The organism is Lederbergia ruris (genome assembly GCF_018332955.1).
GTDB classification, from domain to species: Bacteria; Bacillota; Bacilli; order Bacillales; family Bacillaceae_C; genus Lederbergia; species Lederbergia ruris.
On record NZ_BORB01000016.1, the window covers coordinates 1 to 17,431 of the forward strand.

21 protein-coding genes, 1 rRNA gene and 1 pseudogene are annotated in these 17,431 nt (G+C 37.8%); 9 read left to right on the forward strand and 14 right to left on the reverse strand.

Annotated features, from left to right (window positions below):
* Positions 1 to 68 (reverse strand): 16S ribosomal RNA (locus KI363_RS10635); the annotation flags it as partial.
* 278 nt (positions 69 to 346) lie between these two features.
* Positions 347 to 1,213, reverse strand: coding sequence for a nucleotidyltransferase-like protein (locus KI363_RS10640; protein ID WP_158323283.1), 867 nt, complete (start codon positions 1,211 to 1,213; stop codon positions 347 to 349).
* Between the two features lie 219 nt (positions 1,214 to 1,432).
* Between KI363_RS10640 and KI363_RS10645 the strand changes: the two genes are divergently transcribed.
* Both KI363_RS10645 and KI363_RS10650 read left to right on the forward strand, forming a co-directional pair.
* A complete protein-coding gene (locus KI363_RS10645; protein WP_158323282.1) occupies positions 1,433 to 1,786 on the forward strand; it encodes a YgzB family protein in 354 nt (117 codons plus the stop codon).
* 142 nt (positions 1,787 to 1,928) lie between these two features.
* Positions 1,929 to 2,549 carry a YesL family protein gene (locus tag KI363_RS10650; protein ID WP_158323281.1) on the forward strand — a complete coding sequence of 207 codons (621 nt, stop codon included), beginning with the start codon at positions 1,929 to 1,931 and terminating at the stop codon, positions 2,547 to 2,549.
* 64 nt (positions 2,550 to 2,613) lie between these two features.
* Here KI363_RS10650 and perR read toward each other — a convergent pair whose 3' ends face one another.
* The 4 genes and pseudogenes from perR to KI363_RS10670 form a co-directional block, all read right to left on the reverse strand.
* Positions 2,614 to 3,051 (reverse strand): peroxide-responsive transcriptional repressor PerR, encoded by a 438-nt coding sequence (gene perR, locus KI363_RS10655; RefSeq protein ID WP_158323280.1) that lies wholly within the window; start codon positions 3,049 to 3,051, stop codon positions 2,614 to 2,616.
* A gap of 96 nt (positions 3,052 to 3,147) precedes the next feature.
* Positions 3,148 to 3,693 (reverse strand): cob(I)yrinic acid a,c-diamide adenosyltransferase, encoded by a 546-nt coding sequence (locus KI363_RS10660; protein WP_158323279.1) that lies wholly within the window; start codon positions 3,691 to 3,693, stop codon positions 3,148 to 3,150.
* A 196-nt stretch (positions 3,694 to 3,889) separates the two neighbouring features.
* Positions 3,890 to 4,363 (reverse strand): annotated as a pseudogene (bcp, locus tag KI363_RS10665) (thioredoxin-dependent thiol peroxidase).
* Positions 4,364 to 4,432: 69 nt separating this feature from the next.
* Complete coding sequence (locus tag KI363_RS10670; protein WP_158323277.1) at positions 4,433 to 4,840, reverse strand: potassium channel family protein; 408 nt, start codon at positions 4,838 to 4,840, stop codon at positions 4,433 to 4,435.
* A gap of 200 nt (positions 4,841 to 5,040) precedes the next feature.
* Here KI363_RS10670 and KI363_RS10675 point away from each other — a divergent pair, with 200 nt between their 5' ends.
* Both KI363_RS10675 and KI363_RS10680 read left to right on the forward strand, forming a co-directional pair.
* Complete coding sequence (locus KI363_RS10675; protein ID WP_158323276.1) at positions 5,041 to 6,336, forward strand: glutamate-1-semialdehyde 2,1-aminomutase; 1,296 nt, start codon at positions 5,041 to 5,043, stop codon at positions 6,334 to 6,336.
* 100 nt (positions 6,337 to 6,436) lie between these two features.
* Entirely contained in the window at positions 6,437 to 7,510 is a 1,074-nt protein-coding gene (locus KI363_RS10680; RefSeq protein WP_306345168.1) for an FUSC family protein, read from the forward strand.
* Positions 7,511 to 7,580: 70 nt separating this feature from the next.
* On the opposite strand, the gene KI363_RS10685 is transcribed toward KI363_RS10680, so the two are convergent.
* From KI363_RS10685 to mutY, 5 genes are all read right to left on the reverse strand, one after another.
* A complete protein-coding gene (locus tag KI363_RS10685) occupies positions 7,581 to 9,329 on the reverse strand; it encodes an ABC transporter ATP-binding protein (RefSeq protein ID WP_158323275.1) in 1,749 nt (582 codons plus the stop codon).
* Between the two features lie 19 nt (positions 9,330 to 9,348).
* Positions 9,349 to 9,879, reverse strand: coding sequence for a nucleoside tri-diphosphate phosphatase (gene ntdP / locus KI363_RS10690; RefSeq protein ID WP_158323274.1), 531 nt, complete (start codon positions 9,877 to 9,879; stop codon positions 9,349 to 9,351).
* A 171-nt stretch (positions 9,880 to 10,050) separates the two neighbouring features.
* Entirely contained in the window at positions 10,051 to 10,248 is a 198-nt protein-coding gene (locus KI363_RS10695; protein WP_158323273.1) for a gamma-type small acid-soluble spore protein, read from the reverse strand.
* 112 nt (positions 10,249 to 10,360) lie between these two features.
* Complete coding sequence (gene fabL, locus KI363_RS10700; RefSeq protein ID WP_212966302.1) at positions 10,361 to 11,107, reverse strand: enoyl-[acyl-carrier-protein] reductase FabL; 747 nt, start codon at positions 11,105 to 11,107, stop codon at positions 10,361 to 10,363.
* Between the two features lie 74 nt (positions 11,108 to 11,181).
* Complete coding sequence (gene mutY / locus KI363_RS10705) at positions 11,182 to 12,297, reverse strand: A/G-specific adenine glycosylase (RefSeq protein ID WP_158323271.1); 1,116 nt, start codon at positions 12,295 to 12,297, stop codon at positions 11,182 to 11,184.
* 154 nt (positions 12,298 to 12,451) lie between these two features.
* Between mutY and KI363_RS10710 the strand changes: the two genes are divergently transcribed.
* From KI363_RS10710 to KI363_RS10720, 3 genes are all read left to right on the forward strand, one after another.
* Positions 12,452 to 13,432: a metal-dependent hydrolase gene (locus KI363_RS10710; protein WP_158323270.1), complete on the forward strand. Its 981-nt coding sequence runs from the start codon at positions 12,452 to 12,454 to the stop codon at positions 13,430 to 13,432.
* 270 nt (positions 13,433 to 13,702) lie between these two features.
* A complete protein-coding gene (locus KI363_RS10715; protein WP_158323269.1) occupies positions 13,703 to 13,873 on the forward strand; it encodes a small, acid-soluble spore protein K in 171 nt (56 codons plus the stop codon).
* Between the two features lie 26 nt (positions 13,874 to 13,899).
* Positions 13,900 to 14,064: a YpzG family protein gene (locus tag KI363_RS10720; RefSeq protein ID WP_212966303.1), complete on the forward strand. Its 165-nt coding sequence runs from the start codon at positions 13,900 to 13,902 to the stop codon at positions 14,062 to 14,064.
* Positions 14,065 to 14,109: 45 nt separating this feature from the next.
* Here the strand turns inward: KI363_RS10720 and KI363_RS10725 are convergent, their stop codons facing one another.
* A complete protein-coding gene (locus KI363_RS10725; protein ID WP_212966304.1) occupies positions 14,110 to 14,430 on the reverse strand; it encodes a YfhH family protein in 321 nt (106 codons plus the stop codon).
* A 13-nt stretch (positions 14,431 to 14,443) separates the two neighbouring features.
* Entirely contained in the window at positions 14,444 to 15,235 is a 792-nt protein-coding gene (gene recX / locus KI363_RS10730; protein WP_158323266.1) for a recombination regulator RecX, read from the reverse strand.
* Positions 15,236 to 15,353: 118 nt separating this feature from the next.
* Between recX and KI363_RS10735 the strand changes: the two genes are divergently transcribed.
* Both KI363_RS10735 and KI363_RS10740 read left to right on the forward strand, forming a co-directional pair.
* The gene (locus KI363_RS10735) at positions 15,354 to 15,476 is read left to right on the forward strand and encodes a YfhE family protein (RefSeq protein ID WP_158323265.1); all 123 of its coding nucleotides are present in this window, start codon (positions 15,354 to 15,356) and stop codon (positions 15,474 to 15,476) included.
* A gap of 39 nt (positions 15,477 to 15,515) precedes the next feature.
* Entirely contained in the window at positions 15,516 to 15,701 is a 186-nt protein-coding gene (locus tag KI363_RS10740; RefSeq protein WP_158323264.1) for a YfhD family protein, read from the forward strand.
* Positions 15,702 to 15,961: 260 nt separating this feature from the next.
* On the opposite strand, the gene KI363_RS10745 is transcribed toward KI363_RS10740, so the two are convergent.
* The gene (locus KI363_RS10745; protein WP_212966305.1) at positions 15,962 to 17,422 is read right to left on the reverse strand and encodes an arylsulfatase; all 1,461 of its coding nucleotides are present in this window, start codon (positions 17,420 to 17,422) and stop codon (positions 15,962 to 15,964) included.
* Positions 17,423 to 17,431: the final 9 nt, after the last annotated feature.

A 17,431-nucleotide genomic window follows, 5' to 3' on the forward strand; every position in this document is an offset into this window, starting at 1 on the left:
CGCTCGACTTGCATGTATTAGGCACGCCGCCAGCGTTCGTCCTGAGCCAGGATCAAACTCTCATATAATGAAAGAAGTTTGTTTTCCTTCTCAATTGCTGGCAATGGTTCAAAACCATTTATCCATTTATTTATTGACGTTCGTTTCGTTCAGTTTTCAAAGATCAAATTCTTGCCGTCGCGTTGACAGCGACTTTCTAATAATACAACTTTAAACTTAGAAAGTCAAGCACTTTTTTGATTTATTTTTCATTTGCTGTCTGCTGTTTTTTTATTGTCATCAGCGACGTTTACTACTATAACAAGAATTTTATTCTTCGTCAATGATTTTTTACAAAAATATTATTTTATTTCATTTTATATTTTGTATGGAATAGTCCAGGTGTTTTCGATTCTACTTGTAAAGGCTCTATTACTTCCTTATTTACAAGGTATTCAATCATTAGATTTAAATCAGTCCCGTAATAAGTCAAGTCGGGATGAGATTTGATTTCATTCATACTCCAATCAGGCTGCATTTTTAATATTTTCTTTAAATGCTTTGTCCCAGAAGAAGTTCTAGAGTGGATCAGAAACTCACTCGCGATAAAAAGTAGCTCTAATCTTTTTTCGATCGGTTCTTCACTTGTAGTAAGTTCTTCATACAACTTATAAATTTCTGGGTCTAATTGTTTTACCTGATTCCAAACAGTGAGTTCAGGGTGCAAACCTTTTTCAATAATGGCTAAGCGTGCAAGATGATGCAGGGAGTGGATTGTATGATTAAATGCATCCATAAATTGTTCCGTTTCAAAGAAGCCTTTCGCCATCCAATATCTCCTAATTAACTTAGCGAATTCAATCCCTGTTTTTATTTCCCTTTCATATATTGGAAAATCTTTAAGTTCATTTTGAAGATTAAAAAGATAATCGTTTTTATCAAATAGAATCTTGCCAACGTGAATCCATTCCACTATTTTTCTATTGCTTCCTAGTAATAACCATTCTTTTACTTGCTGATCACTAACAATTTGCAAGGCAATTTTAACATCCTCAAATTGATAATGCTTCAAGATTGTTGGTTCTTTCTCTATGTCATAAACGATCACAAGTAAGATAATATCAAAGTTGTTTGTAATGGCAGGGATATGAGGCTTCTTATAAATTTGTAAAACCCCTAGGGAATTTTCCATGCTTGCGCGCTCTTGATATATATGTCTTAAAATATCCTCCATCCTGTTTTACCCCCTAAATAGATTGATTTAAAATATAGGTTTCGACATTTTTCTATGAATTCCTTCTAATTGAAACAAGCATAATCCAAATAAATCTAAGTACCTATAATGATTCTTTCATTTCAAAAGCATTTTTCTATTGTCTGCCATGAATGTTTAAGTAATTAACGGGACGTTCACCCTTGATTATGGTATAGTTTATTTTCAGGAGGGCTTATAATGGCAAAAAAGTATTCTAGTAAAATAAATAAGATCCGTTCTTTTGCGTTAGGTTTAATCTTTGTTGGTTTCATTATTATGTATGTAGGTATTTTCTTTAAAAACCACCCATTGGTGATGACCATTTTTATGTTGCTTGGACTACTCGCTATTGTCGCAAGTACCTTTATCTATTTTTGGATTGGAATGCTTTCAACTAAGGCAGTTCAGGTTGTTTGTCCTAATTGTGGGAAGCCAACAAAAATTTTAGGTAGAGTGGACATGTGTATGTATTGTCGTGAACCATTAACAATAGATCCTAATCTTGAAGGTGTCGAATTCGATGAAAAATACAATCGGAAAAGTAAACAATAAGTAGTGGGGGGTTTACACCCTCTTTTTCTTTATTAATAAGACTTGCTAGATTAAGAACTGCATTTTCCGAAATCTTCGTTCCAGAAATGCTATTTTCATGTTATAATGAAGAAAATCAATTTAATAGATAGTTGGTGAGACATTGAATATTTTAAACAGCAGATTATACAGCATTTTGGAAACGGTATCTTTTTTCTTCCTTTTAAACATCCTTTGGTTTATTATGTGTCTTCCAATCATTACGATTTTCCCAGCAACGGCTGCGATGTTCGGAGTGGTTCGACAATTTGTGATGAAGAAAGATTCAGCCGTCTTTGTTCCTTTTTTTCGTTTCTTCAAAGATAATTTTAAACAAAGCTTCATTTTAGGGATTATTGTTTTTGTTTTTTCCTATGTCTTCTATATTGATTTTATGCTAATCAGTACTTTAGGCAATGTGATGCAAAACCTTTTGCTGGCCTCATTATTTTTAATTGCCCTGATTGGAACGTTAACCTTTATCTATATTTTCCCGATGATCGTGCATTATAAATTAACTCTATGGGCGGCCATTAAAAATTCATTCTTCTTTTCGATAAAATATTTCCCAACTACTCTTTTATCGATTATTTTTATAGGGCTAATGGTCGTTGTCTTATCCTATATGCCGGTCACTTTTCTTATGATCTTTAGCTTTATGGCCTATGTTGTTTTCCTCATATGTTATAGCCGTTTCCATAAAGAAGGTGAACTTGCGAAGAAACACCAGTTGGCGCAGGAATAAGTAACATCAAAAATAGCAACCTATTATTCATTAGGTTGCTATTTTTGATTCATATGCGGATTTATCAATGTGTCTTTTTATCACGACAGTCGGGACAAACACCGTAAATTTCCATTCTATGTGAGCCAACTTCAAAGCCAGTGACATGTGCAGCTAATTGCTCTACATCATCTAGTCCTGGATAATGAAAATCAACAATTTTACCACAATGCTCACAAATAGCGTGGTAATGGTCAGATGTTACAAAATCAAATCTACTTGAGGCATCCCCATACGTAAGCTCCTTCACTAAGCCAGCTTCACGAAAAACACGTAAGTTATTATATACTGTTGCAACGCTCATGTTTGGGAATTTACCTTCAAGCGACTTATAAATTTCATCTGCAGTTGGGTGTGACATCGATTGAACAAGAAACTCCAAAATCGCATGACGCTGAGGAGTGATTCGAACTCCTGTTTCTTTTAATGTGTGGATTGCTTCTTTTAATTGATGTTCTGACACCGTCATGCACCTCTTTTCTAACTTAAAATTGATTATCTATTTATAATTCTTATAATTAAGTTTACTAAAAAATATTCAATACGTCAATGCATCCAATTAATCATGAAGTTTCATTTCTTCGTAACCCAATATATGATTCACATACCGAGCAGCTACAAATAATAAATCGGAAAGTCGGTTTAAATACGGAAGTACGAATTCATTTCGAAGTTCCACTGCAACCGCCAACCTTTCCGCCCTCCGTACAACGGTTCTTGCCGTATGTAAAGTAGCACCAGCGGGATGTCCTCCTGGCAAAATGAAATTTTTAAGGGGTGGTATTTTTTCTTCCCACTGATCAATCAACGTTTCCAATTCCACCACATCTTTTTCCAAGACTTTCCATGCCACTTCTTTTTCTGGTGGTGTAGATAACTCTGCACCTACATGAAAAAGCATCGTTTGGATTTTATGGAAACTTTCTCTAAGGTTATTAACTTCCTCGTTTTCCACATCATGAAGATAGCTTAGAGCCAGTCCAATCATTGAATTGGCCTCATCACATGTTCCATATGCATCAACTCGAATATCGTGCTTAGAAATTCGCGTTCCATACACTAATGATGTTGTTCCTTTGTCACCTGTCTTTGTATATATCTTCATTGTATTCCCCCACTTTACATTCATGAGTAAACTTAAAACAAAAAAGTGGGCTGAAATGAATCAGCCCGAAAAAAATCTATATGCAATGAGGAGGTATGCCCTACTTTACTTTATGCAGGGATACTCATTTAGAATGGACAACAGCCGGCTTTTTCGAAAAATAGGCCATTATTTTCACCACATATCACTTTAATATTTACGATAAGTTTGTTTGAATAAAATCTAACGCTTCTTTCACATGCCCGCTGACTTTAACTTTACGCCATTCTTTGGCAAGTTTGCCCTCTTTGTCAATAATAAATGTTGATCGCTCGATGCCCATAAATTCCTTACCGAACATTTTCTTATGTTTCCACACACCAAATTTCTCAGCTACTACGTGTTCATTATCAACAAGCAGTAAAAATGGTAATCCATGCTTATCAATGAATTTCTCATGCTTCTCAAGTGGATCTGGACTCACGCCCAAGATCACGGCATCTAACTTGGAGAAATCTTAATGATGGTCTCGAAAATCGCAGGCTTCTGTCGTACAGCCAGGGGTCATATCTTTTGGATAAAAATATAAAACAACATGTTTTTTCCCCCGAAAATCTGACAGGTTTACCATTTCCCCGTTACTCGCTTGGAGTTGAAAATCTGGTACCATTTCATTCACTGTTACAGGCATAAACAAGTCCTCCTATATTCAACATTTCATTAAGCGTACAAAAAAACAGACTGGAATTCAAATATTTGGTCATTTAGGAGGTCCATAATCTATAAAAGTTCGTACAACAAATGCGGCGGGAATTGTATAGCCAAGTAAAGCCTCAATCATTACAAATAGTCGTCCAATTCCAATCGGCACGACATCCCCATAGCCGACTGAAAATAGGGTAATTGCACTTAAATATAAAGCCGAAGATAAGCGCTCATTCCAACTACTTGATTCGTGAAGTGACGTATCAATAATGACCGTCCAGCCTTTAATTTCCAATAAAAGAAAGAGCAGGCCAAAACCAATCATAATCACCGCATATGTACAGCCTAAAAAGGCGAAATTTTCAAAGGAAACTTGCTTGTACTTAAAACGATTCGGGATAAACAACAATCTTAAGGCGAAAAGAATACAAATAATCACCGCAAAGAAGATGATATACCACATCGAAATCACCTTTTCCTTTCTGTTCTATATGTTACGATGGAAAAAATCTGAATAGAACATAAGAAATGTCTTGATTCCCTTTCATTGCGCAGATTCTCCAGAAAGTCTACAATAATAGAAGCCTGTGGATTTAATGAATTAAAGCTTTTATTTCAACTAAAATCCCTATTTTTTATACACCGAATAAAGGAGTCTTGAAGATGAATTTTGCACAATCAGAAATTATTCAAAAAGAAGCAATGGACCATATTGTTGGAGGAGTAAACAGTCCGTCTCGTTCTTATAAAGCTGTCGGAGGTGGAGCCCCGGTTGTCATGGAAAAAGGAGATGGAGCGTATTTATATGATGTAGATGGGAATCGCTATATTGACTATTTGGGGGCTTACGGACCTATTATTACAGGCCATGCTCATCCACATATTACAGATGCGATTAAAAAAGCCGCCGAAACTGGCGTATTATACGGAACTCCCACCCCTCATGAAGTGAAATTTGCAAAAATGATAAAAGAGGCTATTCCATCGCTTGATAAAGTTCGATTTGTTAATTCCGGTACGGAAGCTGTGATGACGACGATCCGTGTAGCGAGAGCCTATACTGGTAGGGATAAAATTTTAAAATTTGCTGGTTGTTATCATGGCCATTCCGACCTTGTTTTGGTTGCAGCTGGCTCCGGTCCATCTCAACTAGGTATGCCTGATTCAGCCGGGGTACCACAAAGCATTGCAAAGGAAGTCATTACCGTTCCTTATAATGATATCGAAGCATTCCGGGATGCTATCGAAAAATGGGGTCCTGAAATTGCGGCTGTTTTAACTGAACCCATTGTGGGGAATTTTGGAATCGTTGAACCTTTCCCTGGTTATTTAGAGGAAGTAAAAAAGTTAACACACGAAGCTGGAGCTTTATTAATCTTTGATGAAGTAATCACTGCTTTCCGTTTTATGTATGGTGGTGCTCAGGATTTACTTGGTGTCACCCCAGATTTAACAGCGCTTGGTAAAATTATCGGTGGCGGCCTTCCGATCGGTGCCTACGGCGGAAAGAAGGAGATTATGGAGAAGGTTGCCCCGCTTGGTCCAGCCTATCAAGCAGGTACTATGGCTGGAAATCCGGCTTCCATGTTATCGGGAATTGCCTGTTTAGAAGTTTTACAAGAAGAAGGGGTGTATGAACAACTTGATCAGTTAGGTGCCCTTCTAGAGAAAGGCATTTTAGACGCGGCCAACAAATATAACATTCCCGTTTCCATTAATCGTTTAAAAGGGGCCCTAACGCTTTATTTTACAAAGGAAAAGGTTATAAACTATAATCAAGCGGAGAATACGGATGGAGAACTTTTCGCTCGATTCTTCAAGCAAATTCTTCATCACGGTATTAACCTTGCTCCATCTAAGTATGAAGCTTGGTTTATTACGATCGCTCATACAAAGCAAGACATTGAGGAGACTATAATCGCTGTAGAACGATCATTTGAACAGCTTGCCCATTCATAATTTTAGTGATCGAAAATACTCAGGACGGCTGTTTAACGAGGCATTTAAACGCTACCTAGCATTAGCGCAAATCTATTTTTTATCATCTAAGGAAAGGAAAATGTCTATGAAGCTTGGTGCCCGCATGTTAAAAACGGGAATAGCCATCATTTTGGCTTTATTGATCGCAGAGCTTTTCCATATACCAACACCTGCTTTTGTTGGAATTGCGGCTATTTTTGCCATACAACCAACGATTTATCGGTCTTATTTAACCGTTATTGAACAAATACAGGGAAATATACTTGGAGCCGTCTTAGCTATCGGCTTCGTACTCGCTTTAGGAAATCATATTTTAGTGATTGGCTTGGCTGCTGTTGTGGCCATAGGCCTTATGGTTAAATTCAAACTTGAAAATGCGATCCGTCTTGCTCTTGTGACAATCGTGGCAGTAATGGCAGCCCCCACGGATGATTTTCTCCAAGTGGCCTTATTGCGTTCAGGTTCGATCTTTCTGGGAATTGTATCATCATTTATTGTCAATCTAGTTTTTCTACCACCGAAGTATGAGACAAAACTTTTCGAAAGCATTTCTGCTGTGACCGAGGATATTATTAAATGGACGCGATTATCCACTCGCTTTGCTTCCGAAGAAGGTCTTTTAAAAAAAGACCTAGCCAAATTAAAAGAACGTTCTGCTGCAAATAACCAACTGTATTCCATGTACAAGGAAGAAAGAAAATATTTTCGGAGAAGTGAGTATTCCAAAGCAAGAAAACTTGTCATTTATCGGCAAATGATTTATGTGAATCAAAATAGCTTAGCCATTTTAAAGTTACAGCATAAATATGAAAATGTGTTATATCAATTACCCGAGGATTTACAAGTTCATACGCGTAGAAGACTTGATTTCTTATTAAGTTATCATGAACAGTTGTTAATGAAATTTATGGGCAGAGTCCGCCAAGAAATTGAACTGGATCCCTTTCAAGATGAAAATGTGGAAATCAGCCAGCTATTTGATCGCTTTATAAAAGAAGTAAAAAAAGATGACGAGTATAATGAGTATCAACCTTATCATCTTATTCATTTTTTCTCTGCTTTACTTGAGTATGAAGAACAACTTGAACACTTGGATCGGTTAATCCGTTCTTTCCAACTGTATCATAAGAAAGACGCTGTTTTTACAAAGTAAAAAGATGTGGCCCATTTTTAAGCCACATCTTTTTTATATTTTATTTAGACTGTCTAAATATTCAATAATGTTAAACACCCAATTGTTGTACCTCAAATAATCGATAGTAGTTTCCTTGTTTTTGCATTAATTCCTCATGTGTTCCGATTTCCGTTATTCGGCCATGTTCGATTAGTACAATTCGATCCGCGTGTGTAATCGTGGACAGACGGTGAGCAATTATAAATGTCGTTCGATCCTTGGCTAATACGTCCAGAGCTTCCTGAATCAAGTGTTCACTTTCAAGGTCTAGTGCTGAAGTGGCTTCATCCAATATTAAGAGTGGTGGATTCTTAAGAAAGACTCTTGCAATGGCAATCCTTTGCTTTTGCCCACCCGACAGCTTAACCCCTCTCTCACCAACCGTAGTATCATAGCCTTTCGAGAGATTCATAATAAAATCATGGGCATTCGCGGCTTTGGCGGCTCGATACACTTCTTCATCTGTCGCATCAGGTTTTCCTAGCAATATATTTGCTTTCACAGACTCACTGAATAAAATATTGTCTTGCAGAACCATTCCAATTTTATCTCTTAAACTGCGAACCTTTAACTGGCGGATATCTCGACCATCTAATAACACTCTTCCAGAACTGACATCATAGAATCGCGGAATTAAACTAACAAGTGTTGATTTTCCTCCTCCACTCATGCCAACAAATGCAATCGTTTCTCCAGCTTGTACTTGTAAATTGATATTTTCTAAGACAGGTTTTTCTTTTTCATCATAAGCAAAAGTAACTTGATCGAATTGAATATCACCCCTTACTTGCTTCGGTTCAATCGCATTAGGTGCATCCTCGATGTCATATTTTTCATCCGCTAATTGAAACACCCGATCCATAGAAGCAATGGCTTGGGTAAGGGTTGTGGATGAATTCACCAAGCGTCTTAACGGATTATACAATCTTTCGACATATCCCATAAAAGCCACCAAAGTCCCAATAGACAGATTTCCATTGATCACCTGATATCCCGAATATGTAATGACAATTAATGGGGCTAAATCGGTAATGGTGTTGACAACGGAAAAGGCCTTTGCTGTCCAACTTGTATGAATTAAAGCTTTGTTTAGGAAATGGCGATTGTTTTGATCAAATCGCTTTTGCTCATGGTCTTCGATCGCAAAACTCTTGATGAGCGACATGCCCGCAACTCTTTCATGCAAGTAACTTTGGACTTGTGCAAGGGCTTGGGAACGTTGACGTGTAAGCTTTCGCAAATTTCCAAAGAAGTAACGAACAGATATAATGTAGAATGGAAAAACGGCTAAGGAAACAAGTGTTAAGGGAACATCGAGGGATACCATGATCCCAATCGCAATAAGAACTGTTGCCGCATCAAGCCAAAGATTCATTAGTCCAGTGATTACAAAATCCTTCGTTTGCTCCACATCATTAATGACCCTGGAAATAATTTCTCCTGCTCGCGTATTGGAATAAAATTTAAAACTTAATTTCTGAATATGCGTAAATAACCGATCTCGTATGTCATATAAAACTTTATTAGCTGTCCACTGTGCAAAATATTGTCTGAAGTATTCTACAGGTGGTCTTATGACAATAAAAAGGATGAACATGATGCCCATCGTCCAAAATAAACGAGTGGTTTTTTCCGCTGCAGTCATATCTTCCACACTAATGACGTCATCTATGACATACTTCATTAACATAGGAATGAGAAGGGGAATTGCGAATTTGATTACTCCAATAATAAGTGTCCAAAATATTCTCCAACGATAAGGTTTAACAAATTTTAAATATCTTCTTATAACTCCCAACCAAAAATCCACTCCTAGCCTAGCCTCTGTAACTTAAATAACGGTCATACCAAACATCTATAAAATCAGCTGCGAACGGGCCTTTCCTTTGCCTAATCCAAAAGATAAGCTTTTCCATATTTCTTTTTAAGATATGGTCAATCTCTTCGGGATACCCCATATGTAATCGATTATATTCGTATTCATCCTCATCTAGAAGTGAATACGTCATATCTGGAAATACCTTTATATCCAGATCATAATCAATATATTTTAATGCCTCTACATCCACAACAAACGGAGATCCTAGATTACAGTAATAATAAATGCCATCGTCTCTGATCATACCGATAATGTTGAACCATAAATCTGTATGAAAATAGGTAATAGCTGGTTCACGGGTGATCCATGTTCTTCCATCCGATTCCGTTACTAAAGTATGGTCATTTCCACCAATAAGCAAATGACTATTTGCTTTTAACACTTTCGTTTCTTCCCAGACGCGGTGTAAATGACCATCATGCTTATAACTATGTATTTGTATATTCTCTCCTTCAACTGGAATTTGCATTGATTTCTCCTACTTTCTCTCCCTATCCAATCGTATCCTTGATTAGTTCTAAATACTTTTATTATAACGTTTTTCTTTCTTATTTAAAACCAATCCGTTTTATCATTTCCATTATACAATCGAATAAGGGTCTAACTTTCAACATGAAAGTTAGACCCTTATTGGCTTACATTATTGTTGTCCGAAGTTTCCAGCGTTTTTCGCTTTGTTTTGTTCAGCTTTTTTGTTTCGCTCTTTTACAGATTGTACATCTGTTTCACTACCGAATTCAGTACCGTAATTTCCTTGTGCACCAGCACCAGTGGATTGAGCGTTTTGTTGTCTTACTTTCTCAACGTTAGTTCCTGCTTGAGATTTTTTGTTAGCCAATGGTATCACCTCCACGTTTGTTAATGTAACCAAACGTGAAATTTTAATTCCAAAAAAATAAAAAAGTAATTTTCTAACAATAGTTGCTGGCTAACACTTAGTGGGAGCTAGATTAAACAAGAATGGACCGTCCGCCGTCCACAATAATCGTTTGGCCTCTTATCATCCAGGCGTCATCCGATACAAGGAATAAAACGGTTTTTACAATATCATCGATTTCGACCATTCGTCCCGCAGGTGTATGTTTTTTCGCATCCTCTAATAATTCTTCACGATTTGGGAAATGTTTTAAAGCATCTGTATCAATCGCTCCTCCTGATACAGCGTTCACGACAATGTTTTTAGGAGCTAATTCAACAGCCAAATATCTTGTAAGTGACTCCACGGCAGCTTTCGATACTCCAACATTTGTATAATTCTCTAAATAACGAATGGAGCCTAGGGAGCTCAAACTAACAATTTTGCCCCCTCCTGTTTTCTCCATTAATTTTGCTGCTTCTTGGGCGCAGAAAAGAACTCCTTTTCCATTAATATTCATTGTCCAATTCCAGTGCGTCTCTTCGATTTCCATTACGGGCCGCATAACACCGGAAGCTGCGTTATTAATTAATACATCTAGTCTTCCAAATTCTTGATCAATCGTGGCAAACATGGCTTTAATTTTCTCAACATCGCCTATATTCGCGCGAACAAGGAGAGCTTTTCTGCCTATTTTCTCGATTTCCTCCGCGGTTTCCATAGCCTTATTTTTACTACGTGCATAGTTTACTACAATATCATATCCTAGTTTTGCGAGGGCAATTGCGGTTGCTTTTCCTACACCGCGACTACTTCCGGTGACAAGTGCTACTTTATTCATTTTTCATCTACCTTTCTTTTTCTTATGTATATTTTACCTTGATGCGGTTCTTTGAACAATGAATCATAATTAAATTATTTATTCATGGCGTATATCTCTTTATAAGCTTTCCAAATTTTTTGATGGGGTACTGGGAATGCAAGAGTTTCAAGCTCCTCCTGTGTTACAAGTCGAACTTCATCCTGATGATTCAATGTTTTGCTGATTTCGCCTGCAAAAACATCCATCGACCATGTTAAATGAGAAAAAATATGATCAACATGGGTAAAAGTTCCTGTTTCAAGCTGAATATTTGTTTCATATTCCTTCTCCAAATAACGGGATAATACTTGTCTTTGGGTAGAATATTGCTTACTAGTAGCTACTTCCACTGTAGGAAATTCCCAAAGATTCGCTAGCAGGCCTTCATTAGGTCTTTTGCGAATGAGATAAAGATTATCTGCTGTTTTCAATACAGCCGATAGCAACGAAAGATGTTTCACTGATTTTTTTCGCGTCTTGACTGGTAGCACTTGTTCTTTGCCGTTAGCATATCCTTTACAATGCTCTCTCACCGGACAAAGCAGGCATGCTGGAGATGTTGGCGTACAGATAAGCGCTCCTAATTCCATTAAAGCTTGATTGAAGTACGAAGGGTTGGCAGGATCTATTAAAGTCCGAACGGCTGCTTCAAATACTTTTCTTGTCGAAGGTTTGGCTATATCCTCTTCAATTAATAAGATTCTAGATAATACACGCATGACATTTCCGTCTACTGCTGGCTCAGGCTTTCCATAAGCGATACTTAGAATTGCACCCGCCGTATATGGACCGACGCCTTTTAATTTTGAAATTTCTTCTCGGGTATCTGGCACTTTCCCATCGTAATGTTCCACCACTTCTTTCACGGCTGAATGTAAATTTCGAACACGGGAATAGTATCCAAGACCCTCCCATATTTTTAGAACAGATTCATCATCTGCAGCAGCAAATGCTTCCATATCGGGGAATTCTTCCATAAACCGTTCAAAATAAGGAATGACTGTGTCTACCCTTGTTTGTTGTAACATAATTTCGGATACCCATACTTTATATGGCTGATTATCTTTTCGCCATGGAAGATCACGTTGCTCCCGTACAAACCAATTCAACAAATCTTCACGAAATTGTTGAATATCCATTTTATCATGATCTAACTTAGATTCTCCCATATTTAACGCTCCTACATGTTAATTTATACTCCCTTTAGGGAATTATATAAATGATTGGACATCATGTGCCGTATTGCATAATATAATTTTTTAAAATATGATTAAAAATAAGAAACCGAAAATCATTAACACCCTTTTCTTAGGAGGATTTAGATTGGATACTGCCACTCATATTGCCATGGGTGTTGCGATTGGTGGGCTCGCTACCCTAGATCCTGTTGTTGCTGAAAGCACCGCCAATACTCACAGTGTTTTAGTAGCGGCCATCATTGGATCGCAAATACCTGATATTGATACCTTTTTAAAACTACGTAATAATGCCGTTTATATAAGGAATCACCGTGGGGTAACCCACTCTATTCCTGCTATTTTATTTTGGCCGCTTGTTGTAACGGCCTTGGTTGCCTTAATTTTCCCGGGGGCCAATTTATTTCATTTATGGCTTTGGTCCTTCGTAGCTGTTTTTTTACATGTGTTTGTTGATATTTTCAATGCCTATGGGACTCAGGCGTTAAGGCCTTTCTCAGCAAATTGGGTTGCCTTGGGGGTCATTAACACGTTCGATCCCATTATCTTCGGACTACATGTTTTAGCTATTTTCATTTGGGCATTAGGAGCAGCACCTGGCTATACGTTTTTAACACTATACGTTGTTGTCTTTTTTTACTATATCCTACGGTTCATTATGCAGAAAGTCGTAAAGTCAGCCGTATTAAAAACCATTCCAGATGCTGAACAAATTATTATCGCACCTACGATGCATTTTAATCAATGGCGATTAGCTGTGATTTCAAAAGATTTTTTCTACGTTGGCCGAGCGTTTAAACGTTCGATTACCATCTTTGATAAATTCAACCGGATTCCTGTGCCGGAAACGCCAGAAATTGAAGCTGCAAAACGGGATAAAAATGTTTCAGCTTTCTTATCTTTCTCCCCTGTGTATCGTTGGGAAATTAAAGAATTCGACGATTATAAAGAAGTTCGTTTTATCGATTTACGGTATAGGAGTAATGGACATTACCCGTTTGTAGCCATCGTTCATTTAGATGCTGATCTACAAATCCTTACTTCCTATACTGGATGGATTTATAGTGAAGAAAAACTTAGAAAAAAATTAAATATTATTATGGATTAACCGAAAAGCGCAAGCGCCCGTTTAGCGACGTACAAACTTTTTAGGGGCCTGAGGAGATAAAGGAAACACGATGAACCCGAAGGGTGAATCGATGTTGACTTATCGTAGGAAGGCACCGAAAGTTTGCTAGCTGGACGCTGTAGCTAGACAACCGAAAAGCGCAAGCGCCACGCTATTCTGACACTCATCCTTTGAACGAATGTTTTTCACTTTGTAACCCATACTAAAGATGACGAGTTGAAAAACCCGTCAATAAAGGAGGGTGTCCCATTGCGTAATAAAGCAAAAGATTTCCCGTATAAAAATGACAACAAATTTGAAGGTGAACCACGAGCTAAGGCTGAATATTCTCCAATGCGTGCAGATGGAACGATTAACACCAATCCACAGGGCAGAATGCGGGCATCGGGGAATAGACAAGGAAATTCCAACCAGTCTTAATTATTCACCAACAAGGGGGATTTAAAATGGGTAAAATCGATGGGAATACACATCAAAACCGTAATTTAAGTCCGTTTAATCGCGGATACTATAATCCGAAAAAAATGAGTTCTCAAGTAAATGGGCAAACGGAACTATCCCAGACAGACATTATTAGAGAAAGAGCTGCTGTAACGAAGTACAAAAAATAAAGAGAATTTCCATCAGTAGGGACGCTCCCTACTGATGGAAATTTTTTATGTTGTTTTAAGCAAGGAAATAGGCAATGCCTCCTCCTCACCAGGACCATTTAAGCGATAGCCCCAAGCAAACACACCTTTTAAATAATCAATTTTGAAATAAGTCCCTGGTGCGCCCGTAACGGCATAAATTTCACCCGGCTTAAAATCGCTTGGGTTTAATAAATAGGCCTCAGCCATCACCGCTCTTCGCTCCATAACAGCAAACTCATTGACCATGCCAAGCTGTTCCGCTTTTCTTGCCTTCTCCTTCATTAAAGCAATTTCCTGTTTAAGTTCTTCATTTGTCATTTCACTGTATTTCTTTTCCCTTTCCATTACAAAATCCCCTTCATTCTTTTTCATCTAAAAAGCGATCAATCATGTCTAATTCAAATCCTTTACGAAATAGGGCTTGTTTCATCTTTTGGCGGTATTCAAATCCCTCTAAATGTTGATATTTCCGCTGCGCTTTTTCTCCATGTTTGAGAAGCGAATCCCATTCTTCTTCCGCCTCTTTTTCATATTCGATTTCTTCAATTGCAATGGAAATAATTGTAAAGGAAAAACCTTTTGTCTGTAAATATTGCTCCAGCTTTTGCTTTAATATTTTCTCAGCCAGTTTTTTATTTTTAGCTGCATATTTATTACCTAACTGAATCGCATGCTCGATTTGATCTTCTTTTTTATATAAGGTTAAAGCTTCTTCTATGTATGAATCAGAAATATCTTTTTGTAACAACTCTTGTTTGATATTATATGGACCTTTTTTTCCTGTATTGATTTGTGTCCGAACATATGCCTTTGCGAATTCCAGATCATCGACATAGTGATGCTCATGCAATTTTTGCATCACTTGTTCAATCACTTGTACATTCCAATCTTTTTTAGCCAAATGTTCCTTTATTTCCCCTTCCGACCTCATGCGGAACGATAAATAGTGGATCGCATCATTATAAGCTTTTCTAATTTCGTCCTCATATTGCAGCTGGACAACTTCATAATCGGCTAATTCCTTGCCTTTCACTAATCCATAGCGAATTAATATTGCTTCATCCACACTAAAAGCATATTGCTCATCCAAATAAAGATTGTAGCGATCTGCTCTTTTCTTTTGCGCCGCAATTTTGGTGATGATCGCCATTGCTAATCACCCCTTCTTACTTACTTGCTCTATTTTACCATAATCTCTTACATGTATGTTTATTAAGGTTTTTGAGAAAAATGTTAGATGAGGTCAAGAGCAAAAGGAGTGGGTCCTAATGAGCAAAAATAAGAACGTTCAAACGAAGAGTACATTATCTACAACTCAAGAAGTGCTTTATGCAAAAGAATTTAAACAAGCAGATCGAGCAGGTGGCTACACGCATTCAAGAAGAAAGTAGCACAATTTTTAAAACACTTTTATATGGAGGGTTCTGAAAATGGGTAGAGATGATCGTAGAAAAGCACGTGATAAAAATAAGCAAAAGCTTCCACAAGTACCACAAAACATGAAATCAGATGGTCGTGACGTAGAATTTTCCCAAGAAGTGGCAGATCAAGATGATTTGGAAGCCATGCGAAGAGCGGATGACGCAGACAAAAGGGCTAAGAAGCGGAAAATGTAAAACGAAGAGCAAAATAAGATGAGGCCGGGACCAAAAGTGTTTTAATCATAGTAAAGTCCTGGTTGGTGCATATAACCCCGCTTCGGAAATATACTTCGCTTTCCGCGGGCGGCTGGTGAGCCTCCTCGTGCTAGCGCACTGTGGGGTCTCACCGATGCCTTTCATCCCGCAGGAGTCTACGTATATTTCCTCCGCTAAATCAGTACATTGTTCGTTTATAAAGTTGAACGCTTCAGTTACCTCCCTCAAATTTTTTCATCCTATATTATTTTTCTGCTATTTTGTAGAACAGCTTGTGGTTGTTTCCCCACAATTAATTGTGTACCATCTGAGTAACCTTCTTCTCTTTCTTCCAATTCTTTTATTAATAATTGACGTAAAGTATTTATTTTATGGGCATATGCCTGTTGATCGATTAAATTTTTCGTTTCATAAGGATCTTCTTTCAAATTAAAAAATTGTTCTTCACCTGTTTGGGAATACCAAATGAATTTTTCTTTTCCATTGACAATAAAATGATGGGATTGTTTGCCTTGAGCATGTTCGCCATGAAGGTATTCTCTCCATATAGATGTTTCATTTTTAACTAAAGGAAGAACACTCTTCCCCTCAACACTTTTGGGAATTTGTATGTTTGCTACATCTAACAAGGTTGGCATAATATCGCGCAACTCTACTACATTTTGACAAGTCGTTCCTTTTTTCAATCCTAATTGATTACCTGGATCTGAAAGAATGAAAGGGATTTTCGCGCTTCCTTCATAAGCTAAAGATTTCCTTAATAAATGATGATCTCCCAGCAATTCTCCATGATCTGAAACAAATAAAATGACCGTATTATTATAGACCTGATATTCAATAAGACTTTGGATAAACCGCCCTATTTGATCATCGATATGGGCAATCAAAGCATAATAGGCAGCTCTTGCCCTTTTTAAACGTTGTTTCGGTACATTCCCACCCCCGGCAGTCGGTCGTAACCCTTCCTGAAATTCATCCAAGTCATTGGCCCAATCTCCTATGACAGGTTCATCCATATCCAGACTCATATAATAATCGAAATAAGCCTGTGGTGGATCAAACGGTGGGTGTGGACGAACAAAGGACATTTTTAAAAAGAAGGGTTTACTTGGGTCTCTTCTTCTTAAGAAATCAATCGATTGCGTGACGACCCAATTGGTTGGATGAAATTCCTCTGGTAAATGCCATGGGCGACTCATGGCTGAAGCATTGCAATCCAAACCGATATCAGTCAGGTCGCGGTGCCCACCAAGCCGCTCTCTTAACCAAGGCAAATAATCATCCGTATGATCAAAAGATTCCCGAACCGGTGTATCCTTCATCCGATTATGGTGTAAGTATCCATCATGCAAAATAACATTATGAAATCCACATAAATTCCGGGTTGGATATACATGCATTTTTCCGACAGCTTGAGTATGGTATCCAGCCTGACTCATTTCTTCAGGAAGCAAATGAGGATATTGATAAGGAACCCGTTCTTGGTAGCCGACTCTTCCATGAGATCGTTGTGACATGCCTGTTAAAACAGCGGCTCGGGCGGGTACACATGTAGGAGTGGCAGAATAAGCATTTGTAAAGCGGACACCCTGAAGGGCAAGCTCATCCAGATTAGGTGTTTCCACCACAGGGTGTTCAGCAATACTTAAACAATCAAAACGCATCTGATCAACCATAATCATAAGTATATTTGGTTTCATATCGTTCTC